Origin of the sequence: Synechococcus sp. L2F (assembly GCF_024345695.1) — a bacterium.
Taxonomy (GTDB): Bacteria; Cyanobacteriota; Cyanobacteriia; order PCC-6307; family Cyanobiaceae; genus MW101C3.
Genome location: NZ_JAGQBP010000002.1, coordinates 617065 through 634426 on the forward strand (window position 1 = coordinate 617065; position 17362 = coordinate 634426).

Below are 17362 nucleotides of genomic sequence, written 5' to 3' on the forward strand. Positions count from 1 at the left end.
AGAGGCGATCCAAGCGGCTCTTTAGCAGATAGCAGGAAGTGGTGGGTTGTGGGCTTCGCGCCGGCTGCATGGGGTGCTGCAGTATTCCGAACCCAGTCGTCGTTTGCTAGCTTTGTACGTCCAGTCCAAGATCTGTCAGCGAAGCGGCATATCACACCGGCAAAAGCTGGTCTCAACTCGTAATGCTCGGGTATGATTGGGCGGATCTGCTGGGTCTGCCACTGCGGCAACAGCCTTGACAGAACTGCCAAGACCCTTAAGGTTTCTCGGCAGCCGCAGCCGCAGCCCAGCTGCGGAGACCGTCCCCTCTTCCCCAAGCCTGGAGAACTCCACGAATGGCAACTGCCCTCGAAACTCAAATTCTTTACATCACTTATTTCGGCAGGCCGGCTGACCCTGCAGGCCTCACTTTCTGGACGACTGGGCCTCAGGCATCTCTTCCGCTTGCCGAAGTTGCAGACTTTTTTGCTGCTGATGTTGAGTTTGCCCAGACGACCGCCGGCAAGACAACAGAACAAATCATCAATTCGTTCTATGTCAACGCCTTTGGGCGTCAGGCCGATGCAGCCGGCCTTCAGTTCTGGACGGCCAAGGTCAACAACGGTGAGATTTCGATCCAGGACGTGGGCCTGTTCATTGCCCTAGGCGCTCTGGCGCAGCCCGCTGGTTCGCCCGACCGTGTGGCTTTGGAATCGAAGCAGGCGGCCTCCCAAACCTGGACCGGCCTTGTGGCAGCGGATGCCACGGCAACTCTTGAATACGCCGGTCCGCTCGCGATTACCTTCGGCGTCGACTTCCTGAAGCCCGTTGTCAGCACGGCCACCATCCCTTCGCCGGCTGCCACTCAAGCCTCCATCGATGGGCTGCCCCCCGTCGGCACCGTTGCGCTGCTGAGCTCGAACGCCAGCAGCGTCACCGAAGGCGGCACGGTCATCTTCCTGATTCAGACGATCCCGGATCTTGCCGGCCAAACCATTTCCTACGAGCTCAGTGGTGTTCAGGCCGCTGACGTGGTCGGTGGAAAGCTGGTGGGCACTGTTGATATCAGCGTCACCGGCGTGGGCGTCCTCCAGGTCACCATCGCTCAAGACGCGATTGTTGGCGAGACGGAAACCCTTGAGATCACTTTCCCCAACCAGATCGTCTTCTCCAAGCCGCCTGGTAGCGACTCTGTGGTGATCGTTGACACCACTCCTCCCCCCGTCGTCCCCACCCAAACGGTTCTCACCACAGCAACCGATGTGGTGACGGCCACAACGGCGCCCGAGTTCACCTTCATCGGCACTGAGTCGACCCTCGGCCAGAACGATCAGCTGACCGGCCGTGCCGGCACAGACTCCAAGCTGCTGATCGGTACCGATGGCAGCTTCACCATCGACAACTTCACCAGCTTTGGCATTCAGACCCTGGAGCTGAATCCTTCTGGCGAAGATCTCTGGGATGTTGGCTCCGTCGATCTCAGCCGTGCCTTCGGCCTCAATGGCGCGAGCGGCGCAGCCGATGGGCTCACCAAGATCAATATCAATCAGTCAGAGCTTGGATTCCTCCTCCTCGAGGACATCCAATCCGCCGTTGGTTTCACCACTGAAATCACGGACAGCTTCGGCACGATCGAATACAACTTCGACGTCAACGCACTTGCCAGCTCTAACAATCTGGTCAGTGTCGTCATCGAAGAAACACCGGTCGACGCCACCTCTGGTGAAGCGCTCGGCCTTAATTTCACCCAAGGGCCTCTCAGCGCTAACGCCAGCATCGAAACCCTTGCGCTCACCTCGCTTGGCTCAATCACCAATGTGCTCGACCAGCTCAGCGTTGGTGATGCGCTGACCACCTTGGTGATCGACGGTGATGCTTCCCTCGACATCACCACGGATCTCGGCCTTGCCGGCAATGACAACCGGCGCATCAGCACCATCAATGCCTTTGCTCTCGATGGTGATCTGAGCCTGGGCTACACCTCGATCCTGGGCGATGTCATCAACAACTTCCTCCCGGATGTGAGCGTGTTCGGGGCGATCGGGGATAACTTCCTCGAGCTTGGAACCCAGTCCCCAACCTTCGCCACCGATTTCTTTGTCGTCACCCAAGACGGAGACGACACCGTCTTCACCGTGGGCGGCGATGACGAACTCTTCGTTGGCGAAGGTGACAACCTGGTGGATGCCGGCGACGGTCGCAACTCAGTGTCCGCTGGCGTTGGCGACGACACCATCACGACCGGTGATGGAATCGATCTTGTCCAGGCCGGCGATGGCGACAACAGTGTCGACACCAACGATGGCAACGACACCATCACCTCTGGTTCTGGCGACGACTCGATTGATGCTGGCGCCGACGACGACGTTGTGAACGCTGGTGACGGCGACAACGCAGTGACGGGTGGTTTCGGCGACGACTCCATCACCACCGGCAGCGGCCAAGACTTCATCGTTGGTGATGCGATCATCGCAGGCGATGTGATTGGTTCCGGCGATGACACCATCAGCTCCGGCGCCGGCTCTGACGTTGTGTTCACCGGCAGCGGCGCCAACCTCGTAGATGCTGGCGATGATGATGACCTCGTCGTTGTGGGTGAGGTTGTCAATGATGTGATCCAGGACGACACCTTCGCCAACACTGTTCTGCTTGGTCTCGGCAACGATGAGTTGGTGATCGACACCGATTCCCTGACCTTTGCCGATTCGATCAACGGTGGCGCTGGGATCGACACCATTAATCTCGCCAACGGCGGAACCCTGCTCCGTTCGGAAACCCTGCGGGTGAGCCGGATCGAAGCCCTCGATCTGATTGGCAACGGTGATTACTCGATCACCCTCAGCGACGAGCTGGTCCGCACGTCGGATGACATCGGTTCACGCATCTTCTCGGTGTTCACTTCCGGTGATGATGCCGGCAATGTGACCCTGGATCTGAGCTTCCTCAGCCCAGTGGATCTCGTTGGCAATCTCATCTCGATCCGTTATTCCGGTCAGGATGACACCGACAGTGAGACCATCATCATCCGCGATGAGCTGATCAGCCCAGAATCTGTGCTTGCCTTCGGTGAAGCACCGCTCGATCAGGATGAAACCTTCGCAGACACACTGCTGATTCTTGACTCGGCAGATGTCACCGCCGTCGACCTCGTCAACGTGACGGGTCTTGAGGTGATCGAACTGGGCTCCTCGGTGAATGGTCCTCAGACCTTCACGTTCGATTTGCGCAACCTCAGCGTCGCCCAGTTCAACAGCCTCGTTGGTGATAGCGATGATGTGCTGATCATCCGTGCCACTCCTCTGTTGGCGGGTTCCGTTTCCTCGCTGAACATCGACCTCACTGGTGCTGATCCGCTGCTGGCCGGGCGCATCATTGTTGAGCAAAGCGCCGATCTCAACGTTTCCGTGGTGGGTGTGCCGCCTGGTTTCGTCGTTATCAACACGGCACTCTTCTACACCCCCAACGCCGATAACCTTCTCGGCACTGCGGGCAACGACACGTTCACGGCCTTCCAGCTCTCGGACGTACAAGTCGGCGACTTCGCCGACGGCTTCGGTGGGGTGGACACCCTTGAGCTGGAGTTTGCAGTCAGCAACCCGCTCGCCCCACTGGCTCTGCAGCTGAGCCTCACCAACATCAGCAACATCGAAATCTTCGATTTCAACCCTGCGGCCGTTAACCAACCGGTCCGCTTCAGTGGAATCGGTCTGTTCTTTGCTCCTGGGCTTCAGTCGATCTTCACCGCCGGTGGCGACGACTTCCTGGACGACATCGAGCGTTCGCTGTTCATCGATGCAGGCAGCGGCAACAACACCGTTGACCTCGATGCAGCTGGCACGGTTGTCACCGCTGGTGGCAACGACAGTGTTTTCGGCAGCGGTGGTGCTGATTCGATCGTGACCGGCGGCGGTAACGACACCGTCAATGCCCAGGGTGGTGCTGACTCCATCAACGTCGGCGAAGGCAACGACTCCGTGCTGGGTGACGGCGGCAATGACACCATCGATGGCGGCACTGGTAACAACACCATCAACGCTGGAACTGGTGAAGACTCGGTGATCACGGGCGTCGGCAACGACTCCATCGTCGGTGGTACGGGTAGCGACACCATCAACGCCGGAGATGGCACCAACACCGTGTTGGCTGGCCTCGGTGCTGACTCAGTCGTGACCGGCACTGGTGCTGACTCCATCAGCACCGCCGATGGCATTGAAGACGAGGACGACACGGTTTCCTCTGGTGCCGGCGCAGACACCGTTCGGGTGGGTCTGGGCGATGATTCGGTTACTGCTGGAGCCGGCAATGATCTCATTGTCCTGGGCGTGACAACGTCCGTCGAGTCAGGCGGCATCATTCATACCGATGAGCTTGGTGGCTTTACCGTTGGTGATCGCATCAATGGTGGTGCTGATGTGGACACGCTCGTGTTCGCGCTCGATGGCGCTTTTGGTTCCACCACCACCGTCACCGGCACGCAAGTTCAGAACATTGAAGTTCTGAACGTTTCCCCCGGTGCTTTCAACCAAACCCTGGTTCTCGACACCACTCTGCTGCCCCTGCCCACCGGTGGTCGTTTGGCGGTCAACCTCGATGGTGACATCAACTCTGATGGTGACAACTTCACCCTCAATGCCACCAGCTTTGTTCAGGGCCAGGCTGTCGATGTCTTCACCACCGGATTCGACAATGCTGCTGCTGGTTCCACCTACAACCTGGGTGCCGGCAATGACACCTTCACCAACTTCTCTGGTGACCCCAGTCAAAACGTGACAGTGGCCGGTAATGGCGGTGCTGACACCATCGCTCTCTCCGGCGCAGTTGAAGTTGTCCGCTACAACACGGGCAATGATGGTGGCACCGGTGGAACAGGCACTGGCGGTGACTTCATCACCGGCTATTCCCTTGCTGACTCCATCGATATCACCGGTGGCTTGCTCACCGACATCGGCGGGCTGCTCTCCACCGCACCGGCGACCAATGCCCAGCTCGTCTTGGGTGGCCTGAGCTCCACGGGTAATGCGGGCAACAACCTCTCCGGTCGCAACATCCTCAACCTCACCGGTCCGGCCCGCAGCCTTACCGATGCACAGTTGTTCGATGCCAACGCTGTTGCTGGAAACATCAACGGCGTGGGTGTGATCGGCAACGGTCTTGCTCTTGGTGATCTCGTCGGCATCCTCACCTTTGTGGATGCTGTCACCAACCAAGCCCTGATCGTCCAGCAGGGTCAAACGGATACGGCTCTGTATCTGTACACCGAGTCGTCCTTCGACTTCGCCAATCCCCAGGCTTACACTGTGGAAGCGAGCGAACTGCGCCAGCTGGGTGTGTTCGACAACAGCCTGTTCACCGGCACTGAACTGGTCTGAGTCTGGTCTTCTCCTTCTCATTCAAGCGGGGCTTCGGCCCCGCTTTTTTTCTGTTCAATTCGTTGACGCCTGAGTTCCACCTGCATGAACATCCTGTTCGTTCATCAGAATTTTCCCGGCCAGTACAAGCATCTGCTGCCCTATTGCCAGGCGAAGGGCCACACGGTGCTAGCGCTTGGCAATGTTCGGCCCCTTTCCGCCTTTCCTAAGACCTACCCCTATCGCCACTACGGCTTTGATCGCTCCAGCGGCCGTGATACTGATCCTCTGGCGGTGGACTTTGAAAGCAAGATGATCCGCGCACGCAGCTGTGCTGCAGCCGCACAAGCGCTACGTGATGAAGGATTCATCCCTGATGTGATCTGCACGCATACAGGCTGGGGTGAGGATCTCTTCCTGCTGGATGTATGGCCTACTGCGAAGTTGATTGGTTACTGTGAGTATTACTACAACACTGATGGCTTTGATCTCGGCTTTGATCCAGAGTATTGCTCCAGCGATTCTCTGATTCTGCAAAAGCTGCGAGGCAAGAATGCCAGCATCCTGCTGTCGCTGCAGCAGGTCACCGTGGGTGTGAGCCCCACCCGTTTTCAGCGCAGCACCTATCCGCAGGAGCTTCGCTCACGGATTCGCATCATTCACGATGGCATCGATACCCGCCATGCCAAACCACAGAAAGATCTCTATCTTGAGGTGCGCGGCCGCAGGCTTACGGCGGCCGATCCCGTCGTCACCTTCGTGAGCCGATCGCTTGAGCCCGCCCGCGGTTTTCACCGTTTCATGCGCGCTCTACCCAGGTTTCAGGAGTTGTGCCCGCAGGCTCACATCATCATCGTGGGAACTCCCGAAGGCGGATATGGTGCCCGTCCCGATGTTCCCCACAAAGAGCAGCTGCTGGCTGAACTTGAAGGGCAGATCAATCTCGATCGCATCTATTTCCCTGGCCGCCTGGCCTATGCAGACTTTCTGCGGCTGTTGGCAATCTCTAGTTGCCACGTGTATTTCACGATTCCGTTTGTGCTCTCCTGGTCGTTGCTTGAGAGCATGGCGGCCGGTTGTGTGGTGGTGGGCTCAGACACCGCACCGGTGCGGGAGGTGATCCGCCACGGTGAGAATGGCCTGCTTGTGGATTATTTCAACCCCGATGCTCTTGCCAATCAGATGCATGATGTTTTGAGTGATCCAGGGGCCTATGCCTCATTGCGGCTTGCGGCACGCCGAACGGTGATCAGCCACTACGATCGCGCTGATTGTTTGGTCCGTCACCACGCTCTCATTCAAGATGCGTTTCATGGGCATATCTGAAGTGCCACCTGCCACCAGGTCTTGCCGGTGCTGGGGCGTTCAGAGCGGTTGAGGCACAGGCGATCGGTTGCGGGCTGCGGCATGTTCATGGCCACAGCCCCATTCCTTCGGGTGCACAACCAGGGTCGCAGACAGTACCAAGGCGGCAGCTAGTCTCGCGACGGATCGGAGAGGCTGAATGTTGATGGTTGTGCAGGCTTCTCCACTTAGAGAGCCTGCACATCTCCACCGCTATGGCTGAGTGACTTCGCTGGAAGGCACATCATGAAGCAACTGATCCAGCTTTGCTGTTAATACCTGCCGGGCTGTTTCCGCCACAGCCACACTTGCCTGGCCGCGGGTGATCTGCTCCCCTGCAGCCTGGAGCAGGCCGAACACCTGCCTGGCTTCTTCGGGAAGATCTTCGATCACGAATTGGCGCCCTTTGAAGATAATATTTCGAACCGGCATGGCTGAATCCAAAATGCAATGTCACCTTATCACCGTGCTTCCAGGCCTTGGCGTGGTGCTCAGGCGCGCGGCCACTGCTTGGCGTACGGCTGAAACGAGGGGTGGCCATGCTCCACCCAATGGAACTGCCTGTGCGCCAGCGCTGGCTTCAGCACGGCGAAAAAACGCAGGGCGGTGAGCGTGGCGGCGGTTTCCAGCGGACCGACGAACCCCTGCTTGGGCAAGGATTGACCCCGCAGCTGCATCACTTGGCTGTTGCTCAGGCAGAAGAGGCCAGAATGTGGATTGGCCGTTCGATCAAACACGATCTCCTGCCCATCCCAGAACCGCCCGCGGCCAACGGAGGCCTGGGGCGTGGTGAACCGGCCGATGAAATCGCTGCGTAAGGGGCCATCCACCAGCAGCCTTTGTCCCGCCTGGCCGGGAATCCGTTCGTAGCGGTGCGGCATCAGCACCGCCTTGTGTTCACAGCCGGCAAGGAACCAGGCCTGCTTGTCGAAGAAGAGGGGATCACCGATCACCAGATCGTCTTCCAGGTAAAGAGCCAGATCCAGCACTGGGTCAGCCTGGATCAGGAAGTCGCGGGCGGCCAGGGGCAGTTGGCGCGGATCCTCCAGTGACACGGTGTGGAGGGTCAGCCGATCGGCGTAGGGCCGTATCGCTTCCTCCAGTTGATGGCCCTCACTGGTGAACAGATGCAAGTCGAGGCTGATCGAGGCCAGCCGGTGCTTGTCGCCGAATTGCAGTGGCCCCGCGCCCTCCAGCACACGTTGGCCGATGTTGAGCACCAGATCCTCGGTGCTCCGCTCCAGTGCGAGCAGGGCGGCCAGGCATCGGCCCAGTGCCAGGCAGCGTTCAAAGCGGGCCCCTGGCTTGCCGGATCCATAGCCTGTGCCGCCACTGCGCTCACGGAAGTAGTGGGGAATGGCCACCCGCACTCGCAGGGAGGAGTTGCTCATTCCCCGCTGGCCTCACGCCTCATCAGCCGTTGGTGCTGAACGGCGTTGAATCCCAGCTTCCGGTAGAAACCTTCGCAGTTCGTCGTCATCAGATAGGTGCGCTCCACTTGTGCCAAGGCTGGTGCCGCCAGCAACGCTTCCACCAGTTGGCGCCCCAATCCTTGCCCCTGGCTTTGCTCAGCCACAACCACATCCCAAAGCACGGCACGGAAAACGCCATCACTGTTGGCCCGGCCAAACCCCACAAGCTGCTGTCCGCTCCAGGCACTCACCACAACGGAGCTACCTTTGAGCATCGTGCGTAGCTGAACCCGGCTTCGTGCCGTGGCCCAAAAGCTGTTGCAATTTAGCAGCTTCTGCAGCTGGCCAATCGCATCCACCGGCCTCAGCCCTGGTCCAAGTCCCAGACGCAGGCTGGGAGCACCTGCACGGTGGCGAATCACGGTGATCAACAGGCCTGGCTCCTGGTGGAACTGACGACAGTGTTCCATCTTCGCCTCCACCGCCATCCAGTGGGCTGGGATCTTTCCTGATAGTGTTTGCGAACCAACTCAGGCTTTTGGTGCTTCTTTCGAAGTTGACTCGTTTGGATTGGCTTCTGGCCACCTTGCTGATGGCAGTGTTTCCTGTCTACAGCTGGATGCATGGCCAGGATATCAATTACGACGCTCGCAACTATCACCTCTACGCCGCACTGGCTTTTCTCGCCGGTGATTACGGAGCCGATCTTCTTCCCGGTGGCACTCAGACGTTTCTGAACCCCCTGGCCAGCCTGCCAGCGGCATGGATGTTGGCAGGTAGCCATGTGGTCGGGCCGCTCTTGCCGACGCTGCTGTTCTCATTGCTCCAGGGCGTTGCTCTGCTGGTGATCTATGTGATCGGGTTGCTGTTGTTCGCCCACGATCGCCTGCTGTCATTTCTGGCGGCACTGCTGGGGTGAAGTGCCCCGATGGTGTTGTCCGAGGCGGGCTCAAACAGCATGGACACGGAGTTCTCCCTTGAGGCTCTGGAGATGCCCCTGGAAGGAGGCCGTAGGTCAGAGGTCTTCCACTCCGATCAAGGCTCTAAACTCACCTCGATCGCCCTCGTTAGGGGACTGCAGAGCCAGACGATCAAGATAAGCTGGCGAGGGAGGAAACGCTGCTACAACAACATCCTGGTGGAGAGGCTGTGGAGGACGAACAAGTATGAGGGGGTCTACCTGCGTGCATGCAGCAATGGCTGGGAGGCAGAACTCCCCGCGAGGTCTATACTGAGAGCGAACCCTGTTCTTCCCGTCCGGGGTTAACAATTTCAGGGGCCGTATCTGTCCAGTAAAAGGCACCCACCTCAGAGATCCCCGCGAGACAGCACATCAGGGACACACAGGAGGCTATCAAGCACCAACCAGAGCGTGTTGCGCTGGTGCGAATCTAAGCAAGTGCTATACAAGACTCGAATACTCCCCGAGGACTATAGACTTTATTGTCCACGGGACAGAAGCCGCCGCACCCGAGCGCCTTGGCCAATTGAGCCTGAAAGGACTCGCCGAGCCCCAAGAAAGTTCACAACCAATCCCACCAACGTCGCCAATACCAGAGCGACCAGGGTGTGAACTGAGCCGTGAACCAGCAGAAATACGAGAAGATTCACGGCCATGCCGCCCATTTGGGAAAGCACATATAAACCGTAATGCTGCGGCGACAGCGGAGCCTGAAATGTATATGCACTATTGAGAAGATAAGTAGTACTCACGCCGGCAACAAAACCTGCAACTTTCTGCAGCCAAGGAATGTCTACCGCGCTGCCAACGAGATAGAAGAAAAGGACATCCGCCCCAAAAGCCAGGACACCAAATAAGGCGAATGAAAAGAATCGCCTATCCACATCAATCCTGGCGGTCCTGAAAGGCAAGAAGCGTGGATATCTTGGCACCAGTGAGATAAGCAAATAAACCGATCGAAAAAAGGAGTGACGCTAAAAACGCCCATTGAGCAATGGCGCGTGTAGAATAGATACGCAGTTCATAAGCATACCATACCAATATTGAGATTACCGCTCCAAGCACCAGGCAGGCCGCGGAGAGCCTCAACAAACGGTCAACTCCGCTGCGCAAAGTGAGCAAGCGATCAATCATCCGGCCGCCACGACCGACGCGGCTGCCATAGCGCCTAGCGAAAAAAAAGCGGGTCGTCACGTAATCAGAGAACAATGCACAAGCCGAAAAAGACAGAAAGCCAGCCACCAGAAGCGACGTTGCTCCGGTAAACACTGACCACTCCAACGCATAAGCAAAATACAGCGCCAGCGACGCAATCAGAAACAGCAGACCCAGACTTAGAAAGGCATAGCGAGGGCTGAATGAGAGCATGAATTTAAGGTGACGCCATCCATCACGCCAAGTGCGCAAGTGGGGCTGACGACCGGGAGGATTGGGCCTCAGGTCCGTAGGCACTTCCACGATTCGCATATCGCGCAGACTGGCCTTGATCACCATTTCAGAAGCAAATTCCATTCCGCTACAACACAGATTAAGCTCATCATATGTACGACGACGAAAAGCTCTCAGTCCACAATGAAAATCTCCTATGGAAACCCCAAACAGCAAACGCCCCACAAGGCTGAGTACGGGATTGCCTAGATAACGGTGCAGGAAGGGCATCGCTCCGTACGCGATAGTACCCTTAAACCGGTTACCCATCACTAAATCGACATTGTGCCTTAAGGGTTCCAAGAACAGAGATGCCTGATCAAAGCAATAGGTACCATCAGCATCACCCATCAACACAAATCGTCCGCGAGTCGCCTTGATACCAGCCTGCAAGGCAGCTCCATAGCCACGCTGAAGCACATTCACCACCCGAGCGCCGTGGCGAAGTGCGATGTCTACCGAATCATCCGTGCTACCGTTATCTGCAACGACGATTTCATACGCAACACCACAGGCACTAGCACCCTGATGGCAATCAGAAATCGTGCCAGCGAGTGTGAGGGCTTCGTTCAGACATGGGATCACGAAGCTGAGCTCGCATTCATTCAACATAACCTACGCAAAGTTACTAAGGCACCAGCTTAAGTCATTGCAGCGACTTGCGAGTGACACTGCAAAGAGAGAAGGGTAGCCCGCCGTTGACCGCACGATAACGCGAGCAGCTTCCAGGCTTGAAGCCAGCTGCGCGCAAGAGAGGGGCTTCCACCAGAAAACGGTTAAGTTCCTTAGAGACATCAGTTGGGGATTTTGAGAGGCTCATGGCCAAAACGCTTTCGAATCCACTAGCCAGTATCTGGTGCTCAATGCGCGCGTGTACTGCTGGCAGCTTGGAAATACGACCAGCTGATCGCTGAGCAATACCTGGATCCCAATTCAGGAGAGGGTTCTTACTCTCCAGACTCTGGGACTTGATCCATCCGCTCGGCCGCTGGAGCAACACGATGGGCTGTTCCCTTACAAACTGGAGCTCACCATTTCGAACCGTGACAACTGCAGGCTGTGAATCGAGACTCACTTTGGCCCAGTGAGCCTCAAAACCGGTTCGATCCCAACTCGGAGTGATCTGAGTCACCCAAGTGAGAGCGAGAAGCAATGTAAAGGCCACTTTGCCATTCAAACCGGAAGGAAAACGACGAGTAAAACCATGGTGGAACTGAAAGGGCAAGGCGATGGCAACCCCTTGTAGCAACTGTAAGGGGATGGCGTAGCGCCCGATACCCGCGAGAGCCAACCAAAACCAATATGACGACAAGAGGCCTAGCACGAAGCCAATTTGAACCCGATTCAGCCGCCGCCGCCAGACCGGGAGCATTAGGACGATTAGTGAACAGGCAATCCATAGCATCGGACGCATGTCACGGAACAGTACTTCGGCACGCCTTGTCTGTAACCCCATAGTTGAACTAAACGGTGCGTAAAAGCTATCCGTGAAATCGTGCAAGGGAGCCATTAAGAAAGACGGGCCCGAATCAGGAAGGAATCGATCATCAGATGAATGCGCGTCTTCATGCAATGGAGAGCGGAAATACTGATTGAACATTGGAAATACTGGATTTCCGGTGAACTTGTAAGCCTGAACAAACTGCGGCGACATGAACAAAGCGAGGCTGATGGAAAAAGCCAGAAGTGCAGTCGTGCTTTTTAATAGCAGTTGGTGCAATCTCTGTTTCCGAAGGGGTGACGAGCCTATGGAGGTCAAACCCACACAAAGAAGCAAGGGAATCGTAACGATAAACGTCAGTTTCATCCCTACTGACGCTCCAGCCAAGCCAGCTGACAGCGCCAAACGCCAGCGACCGTCAGAGACAGGTTCCGTGGATGCAGAATCGAGGGCGAACGCGAGGGCCGAGACACTCACCAACGAAAGTGTCAGGTCAGCCATGGTGTTGCCAGCCTCGGACAGAGGAAGCGGAGCAGTCCCCCCCATTAGAGCTGCCAAGAAAGCCATTGGACGGTTGCCATTTAGAAGGCGCAAACCGATGGCATAGACAACGACCAATGTGGCCCCCTGAATCAGTGCCAACAATAGTGTGGGTAACAAAGGGCCAAGTGATTGACTGGCGTAGTAGAGAAGTGCTGCCGGTAGCGTTGCGAGGGGGTTGAGGAATGTTTGCGTCCCACCAGGGAGCAAGTCACCATCATACGCACCGCCAAGAAATGCAAGGGAGGAGTAAAGATGGTAGTTCCGAGCATCGTAGTTGGCATCCTGGCCCTGAGTAATCGCCCAAGCTGGATAGACAGTCAGCAGGATCAAGGCCAAGACAGCATCCAGCTTCCTCTCTGGCGTAATCTTCATTGGTCCTCAACAACGCGGTGACAGATGCTTTGCAGGTTAGGTAAACACAGGGCGATGCTGGCATCCAGTTATCGCCAGCGAAATCATCGAGAGCAAGAAAAATGCATGTCAACCAAATGACTGGAGGATGTGCGACACTAACCGCGACTGAGCTGCTCGGCAAGTGGCAGGCAGGTCATTCCTCCCTTCGCTGAAGACCACACCTTAACTCAATATCGCTCTCAACACTTAGGGAGACTCTGGAAAAGTCAGCCCATTCACGGGACAATGATGGCCTTGTGATCGCAGCTAAGGGCTTGGCTCATGGGGGGGCAAGCAGCTCGGGTTCGGTGACTACGAGCAATTCACGGCGAAGAAGCACACCAAACGTGAGCGTTTTCTCTCTGAGATGGAGGCGGTGGTGCCCTGGCAGGCACTGATCGCGCTGATGGAGCCCCACTGCCCCAAAACCAGCAAGAAGGGTGGGAGGCCTCCTTATCCGCTGTCCACGTAGCCCCTGGCTTCCGCGAAGCGGTTGCTGAGGATTCACCTGTTGCAGCAGTGGTACCTACTCAGTGATCCTGCGATGGAAGAGGCCCTGATTGAGGTGCCCACCATGCGCCGGTTTACGGGAGTCAATCTGACCAGAGATCGGATCCCTGACGAGACCACGATTCTCACCTTTTGCCACCTGCTGGAGAAGCATCGCCCGGGCGAGCAGATCTTTGCGACCGTCAAGGCTCACCTGAGCGCACGGGGCATGACGATGCGCCAGGGCACGATCGTGGATGCCACCTTGATTGCAGCGCCCAGCTCCACCAAGAACAAGGAAGGGAAGCGTGATCTTGAGAGGCACCAGACCAAGAAGGGCAACCAGTGGTACTACGAAAGGAAAGTCTATACCGGCGTCGCCCAGGATTACGGGCTGATCCACTCCGTCGTCACCACGGCCGCCAACGTGCACGATCTCACCCCAGCTGCAGAGCTGCTGCAGGGCGGTGAGGAGGTGGTCTAAGCCGAGGCCGGTTACCAGGGCATCGCCAAACGGTCCGAAATGACGAGCAAGACAGCGGAGTTCCGGGTGGCAATGCGGCCGGGACAACGCCGAGCTCTGCCCACCACCCCAGATGGAAGGCTGCAGGATCTGATCGAGACCGCCAAAGCGCACGTCCTCGCCAAAGGTGAGTATCCGTTCCGGGGCATCAAGCAGCAGTTCGGAATTCAAAAGACCCGGCTGCGCGGGATTGCCAAGAATCGTTGCAAGGTCAACGTGATCGCAGCGCTCACAAATCTGTTCTTGGCCCGGCGACAGCTGCTTGAGGCGTCATGAACGGCGGGAATGCTGTGCGTGGGGGGACTGCTTGGAACTCCAAAACAACGAAGAAACGGGTGATAACGAGCGGTAGAAACCTGATGAAATGGCTGCTGCGTTGAGCCACAGGCAAACGTGGCGATTGCGAGCTCTTTCCATTGTCAATCTTCTATTTCCCAGGGATTCCTTGGTGCTGAATGAATAAGGCATCATAATCATATGGTTTTAGGAAGAACGTTCTGCGAGACCCATGCCGCAAAACAACTCTCGCATAGAACCTATACCTAGATCCATCAGTCTTGATCAGCGTAAAGCCAGGTATTGCGGACTGGCCCAGTCAAAGATTCTTGCTTAGACGCCAACACACATATCGTATCACCGAAATATGTGTGCCTAGCATGACTCTGCAAGTAGGAGATATCTCTTGAATGCTGCGGCAGGAGCTCATGTGACGAAGAGTAAAAGTCTCTTGTATAGACGTTCAGGACTGTAAAGCCGTTTTCCTCAAGAAGCCTTACCACCTCTGAGGGTGTCCAGTCGCGATTGTGGCGCTCATAGTAGGGTTTTCCAGGGATTACCTGATTCCATAGCGTGGGTGAGTCACCGTTCATCCAATGGAGGGCATTCGTCATCGCCACCGCATTAGGCGTCGAAAGAAATAGCAGACCTCCAGTCTTCAGCATGCGATTCATCGACCAGACCATGTGCGCAGGATCAAAGATTAAATGCTCAAGCACCTCCATGTTCAGACAGATATCAAAGGACGACTCTCCATAGAGATGAGCATAGTCATCAAGCTCGTAGTTGACTCCATTTACGCCGGTCTGTTCAACATCTGGCAGGAGCTTGCCCATCGCATCGCTGAAGTGCGAACGTGCACTGAAATCAATCAATCGTCCGCCAGATGGCGACAGATCGGCAAGGGCGTTCATCGCATGCCAAAGTCGTTCAAAATGAAGATTGACATAATCTCTATCTTGCTTGGTGAGTGACTGCGGATTGAGAGGTTGAAATAAGGCTTCCCGAAAGACATCCGGCGGGATGCTTGACTTCCACACATCAGCAGGACTATCGGAGGATGAGGGATGCCTGCCTGCAAATTCGACGGATTCAAGAAAAAAACTAACCAGTGACCTGAAGTCACGAGTGCTCATAAATGAAGTAACGGCCTCTTCGGATTCAGGGGCGCGGCCGAGAATATGCTCGTAGCACCAAAGCACGTCCTCTCTGCTCACTGTGCGACCTTGCAAATACTCAGGAGAATCTGTAAAGCTTTGGGCTAACGCCCTAAAGCTGCGATAATGCATCTTTGAAAGGAGAACGCTTTCGGACTCAGGGGCGCGGGCGAGAACATGCTCGTAGCACCAAAGCACGTCCTCTCGGCTCACTGTGCGGCCTTGCAAATACTCAGGAGAATCTGTAAAGCTTTGGGCTAACGCCCTAAAGCTGCGATAATGCATCTTTGAAAGGAGAACGATTTCGGACTCAGGGGCGCGGCCGAGAATATGCTCGTAGCACCAAAGCACGTCCTCTCTGCTCACTGTGCGGCCTTGCAAATACTCAGGAGAATCTGTAAAACTTTGGGCTAACGCCCTAAAGCTGCGATAATGTATCTTTGAAAGGAGATCGCTTTCGGATTCAGGCTCACGGCCGAGAAGATAGTGATAACACCATAAAACATCATCTCGAGACACCAGTAAGCCAAGCTGTGACAGACGTAAGTAGATCCATCGAGCAGCCCGAGAGTTTGCCAAGCTTCGCATGCTATGCAGCAACGTCGATCTCAGGTGTTGCTGACCATGGCCTGCCTCTTCCTTGGCCCGAGGGGACGAACCACGCATTTCCCCAGATTCATGAAGACAAGCTTATTGTAGCCGATAGACTCCTGCAAGAGAGACTCATTAACACTGATTTTCCGTATGTCACAGCCTGATTTGAAACAAGGTGGTGAGGCTTGAGAATCCCGACGTTTGCGTCCCCAACAGATTGAAGGACATGCGGCAGGGTTCATCGCATAGCTCACGTTGACTTGGCAAATATGGCAACCTCAAGGGCTCTAGGAAAACTCTGGAAAAGTCAGCCCATTCACGAGACAATGGCCCCGTGATGGCCGGTCAGGGCTGTGTTGATGGCCGGCAAGCAACTCGGCTTCTCTGACTACGAACAAACGACTGCCAAGCAACAGACCAAGCGCGAGAAGTTCCTGGCGGAGATGGAGGCGGTGGTGCCCTGGCAGGCACTGATCGCGCTGATGGAGCCCCACTACCCCAAAACCAGCAAGAAGGGTGGGAGGCCTCCTTATCCGCTGTCCACGTAGCCCCTGGCTTCCGCGAAGCGGTTGCTGAGGATTCACCTGTTGCAGCAGTGGTACCTACTCAGTGATCCTGCGATGGAAGAGGCCCTGATTGAGGTGCCCACCATGCGCCGGTTTACGGGAGTCAATCTGACCAGAGATCGGATCCCTGACGAGACCACGATTCTCACCTTTTGCCACCTGCTGGAGAAGCATCGCCCGGGCGAGCAGATCTTTGCGACCGTCAAGGCTCACCTGAGCGCACGGGGCATGACGATGCGCCAGGGCACGATCGTGGATGCCACCTTGATTGCAGCGCCCAGCTCCACCAAGAACAAGGAAGGGAAGCGTGATCTTGAGAGGCACCAGACCAAGAAGGGCAACCAGTGGTACTACGAAAGGAAAGTCTATACCGGCGTCGCCCAGGATTACGGGCTGATCCACTCCGTCGTCACCACGGCCGCCAACGTGCACGATCTCACCCCAGCTGCAGAGCTGCTGCAGGGCGGTGAGGAGGTGGTCTAAGCCGAGGCCGGTTACCAGGGCATCGCCAAACGGTCCGAAATGACGAGCAAGACAGCGGAGTTCCGGGTGGCAATGCGGCCGGGACAACGCCGAGCTCTGCCCACCACCCCAGATGGAAGGCTGCAGGATCTGATCGAGACCGCCAAAGCGCACGTCCTCGCCAAAGGTGAGTATCCGTTCCGGGGCATCAAGCAGCAGTTCGGAATTCAAAAGACCCGGCTGCGCGGGATTGCCAAGAATCGTTGCAAGGTCAACGTGATCGCAGCGCTCACAAATCTGTTCTTGGCCCGGCGACAGCTGCTTGAGGCGTCATGAACGGCGGGAATGCTGTGCGTGGGGGGACTGCTTGGAACTCCAAAACAACGAAGAAACGGGTGATAACGAGCGGTAGAAACCTGATGAAATGGCTGCTGCGTTGAGCCACA

11 protein-coding genes and 2 pseudogenes are annotated in these 17362 nt (G+C 56.5%); 6 read left to right on the forward strand and 7 right to left on the reverse strand.

Annotated features, from left to right (window positions below):
- Window positions 1–335 precede the first annotated feature (335 nt).
- Window positions 336–5348 (forward strand): DUF4214 domain-containing protein, encoded by a 5013-nt coding sequence (locus KBZ19_RS07940; RefSeq protein WP_255100522.1) that lies wholly within the window; start codon window positions 336–338, stop codon window positions 5346–5348.
- A gap of 84 nt (window positions 5349–5432) precedes the next feature.
- Window positions 5433–6653 (forward strand): glycosyltransferase, encoded by a 1221-nt coding sequence (locus tag KBZ19_RS07945; RefSeq protein WP_255100523.1) that lies wholly within the window; start codon window positions 5433–5435, stop codon window positions 6651–6653.
- Between the two features lie 231 nt (window positions 6654–6884).
- Here KBZ19_RS07945 and KBZ19_RS07950 read toward each other — a convergent pair whose 3' ends face one another.
- From KBZ19_RS07950 to KBZ19_RS07960, 3 genes are read right to left on the reverse strand one after another with little or no spacing between them, the layout of a single operon-like run.
- A complete protein-coding gene (locus KBZ19_RS07950; protein WP_144036945.1) occupies window positions 6885–7103 on the reverse strand; it encodes a DUF6447 family protein in 219 nt (72 codons plus the stop codon).
- Window positions 7104–7162: 59 nt separating this feature from the next.
- Entirely contained in the window at window positions 7163–8062 is a 900-nt protein-coding gene (locus tag KBZ19_RS07955) for a hypothetical protein (protein WP_255100524.1), read from the reverse strand.
- Window positions 8059–8571 carry a GNAT family N-acetyltransferase gene (locus KBZ19_RS07960; RefSeq protein WP_255100525.1) on the reverse strand — a complete coding sequence of 171 codons (513 nt, stop codon included), beginning with the start codon at window positions 8569–8571 and terminating at the stop codon, window positions 8059–8061. The genes KBZ19_RS07955 and KBZ19_RS07960 overlap by 4 nt, the downstream gene beginning before the upstream one ends.
- A gap of 53 nt (window positions 8572–8624) precedes the next feature.
- Here KBZ19_RS07960 and KBZ19_RS07965 point away from each other — a divergent pair, with 53 nt between their 5' ends.
- Window positions 8625–9002, forward strand: a complete 378-nt coding sequence (locus tag KBZ19_RS07965; RefSeq protein WP_255100526.1) for a hypothetical protein — start codon at window positions 8625–8627, stop codon at window positions 9000–9002.
- A gap of 9 nt (window positions 9003–9011) precedes the next feature.
- The gene (locus KBZ19_RS07970) at window positions 9012–9350 is read left to right on the forward strand and encodes a hypothetical protein (RefSeq protein WP_255100527.1); all 339 of its coding nucleotides are present in this window, start codon (window positions 9012–9014) and stop codon (window positions 9348–9350) included.
- Window positions 9351–9523: 173 nt separating this feature from the next.
- On the opposite strand, the gene KBZ19_RS07975 is transcribed toward KBZ19_RS07970, so the two are convergent.
- The 3 genes from KBZ19_RS07975 to KBZ19_RS07985 all read right to left on the reverse strand — a co-directional run bounded on the left by KBZ19_RS07975 (window position 9524) and on the right by KBZ19_RS07985 (window position 12792).
- Complete coding sequence (locus KBZ19_RS07975; RefSeq protein WP_255100528.1) at window positions 9524–9955, reverse strand: GtrA family protein; 432 nt, start codon at window positions 9953–9955, stop codon at window positions 9524–9526.
- Window positions 9930–11057 carry a glycosyltransferase family 2 protein gene (locus KBZ19_RS07980; protein WP_255100529.1) on the reverse strand — a complete coding sequence of 376 codons (1128 nt, stop codon included), beginning with the start codon at window positions 11055–11057 and terminating at the stop codon, window positions 9930–9932. The genes KBZ19_RS07975 and KBZ19_RS07980 overlap by 26 nt, the downstream gene beginning before the upstream one ends.
- 61 nt (window positions 11058–11118) lie before the next feature.
- The gene (locus KBZ19_RS07985) at window positions 11119–12792 is read right to left on the reverse strand and encodes a hypothetical protein (RefSeq protein ID WP_255100530.1); all 1674 of its coding nucleotides are present in this window, start codon (window positions 12790–12792) and stop codon (window positions 11119–11121) included.
- A gap of 349 nt (window positions 12793–13141) precedes the next feature.
- Here KBZ19_RS07985 and KBZ19_RS07990 point away from each other — a divergent pair.
- Window positions 13142–14137, forward strand: a pseudogene (locus KBZ19_RS07990) (IS5 family transposase); the annotation flags it as partial.
- Between the two features lie 275 nt (window positions 14138–14412).
- Here the strand turns inward: KBZ19_RS07990 and KBZ19_RS07995 are convergent.
- On the reverse strand, window positions 14413–15873 hold the full coding sequence (locus KBZ19_RS07995) for a methyltransferase domain-containing protein (RefSeq protein WP_255100531.1): 1461 nt from the start codon (window positions 15871–15873) through the stop codon (window positions 14413–14415).
- A 374-nt stretch (window positions 15874–16247) separates the two neighbouring features.
- Between KBZ19_RS07995 and KBZ19_RS08000 the strand changes: the two are divergent.
- Window positions 16248–17252, forward strand: a pseudogene (locus KBZ19_RS08000) (IS5 family transposase).
- Window positions 17253–17362: the final 110 nt, after the last annotated feature.

Bases quoted from the DNA above. Each gene is read 5' to 3' on its own strand.
- KBZ19_RS07940 (WP_255100522.1), top strand. From the start codon at position 336: ATGGCAACTGCCCTCGAAACTCAAATTCTTTACATCACTTATTTCGGC.
- KBZ19_RS07945 (WP_255100523.1), top strand. From the start codon at position 5,433: ATGAACATCCTGTTCGTTCATCAGAATTTTCCCGGCCAGTACAAGCAT.
- KBZ19_RS07950 (WP_144036945.1), bottom strand. From the start codon at position 7,103: ATGCCGGTTCGAAATATTATCTTCAAAGGGCGCCAATTCGTGATCGAA.
- KBZ19_RS07955 (WP_255100524.1), bottom strand. From the start codon at position 8,062: ATGAGCAACTCCTCCCTGCGAGTGCGGGTGGCCATTCCCCACTACTTC.
- KBZ19_RS07960 (WP_255100525.1), bottom strand. From the start codon at position 8,571: ATGGCGGTGGAGGCGAAGATGGAACACTGTCGTCAGTTCCACCAGGAG.
- KBZ19_RS07970 (WP_255100527.1), top strand. From the start codon at position 9,012: ATGGTGTTGTCCGAGGCGGGCTCAAACAGCATGGACACGGAGTTCTCC.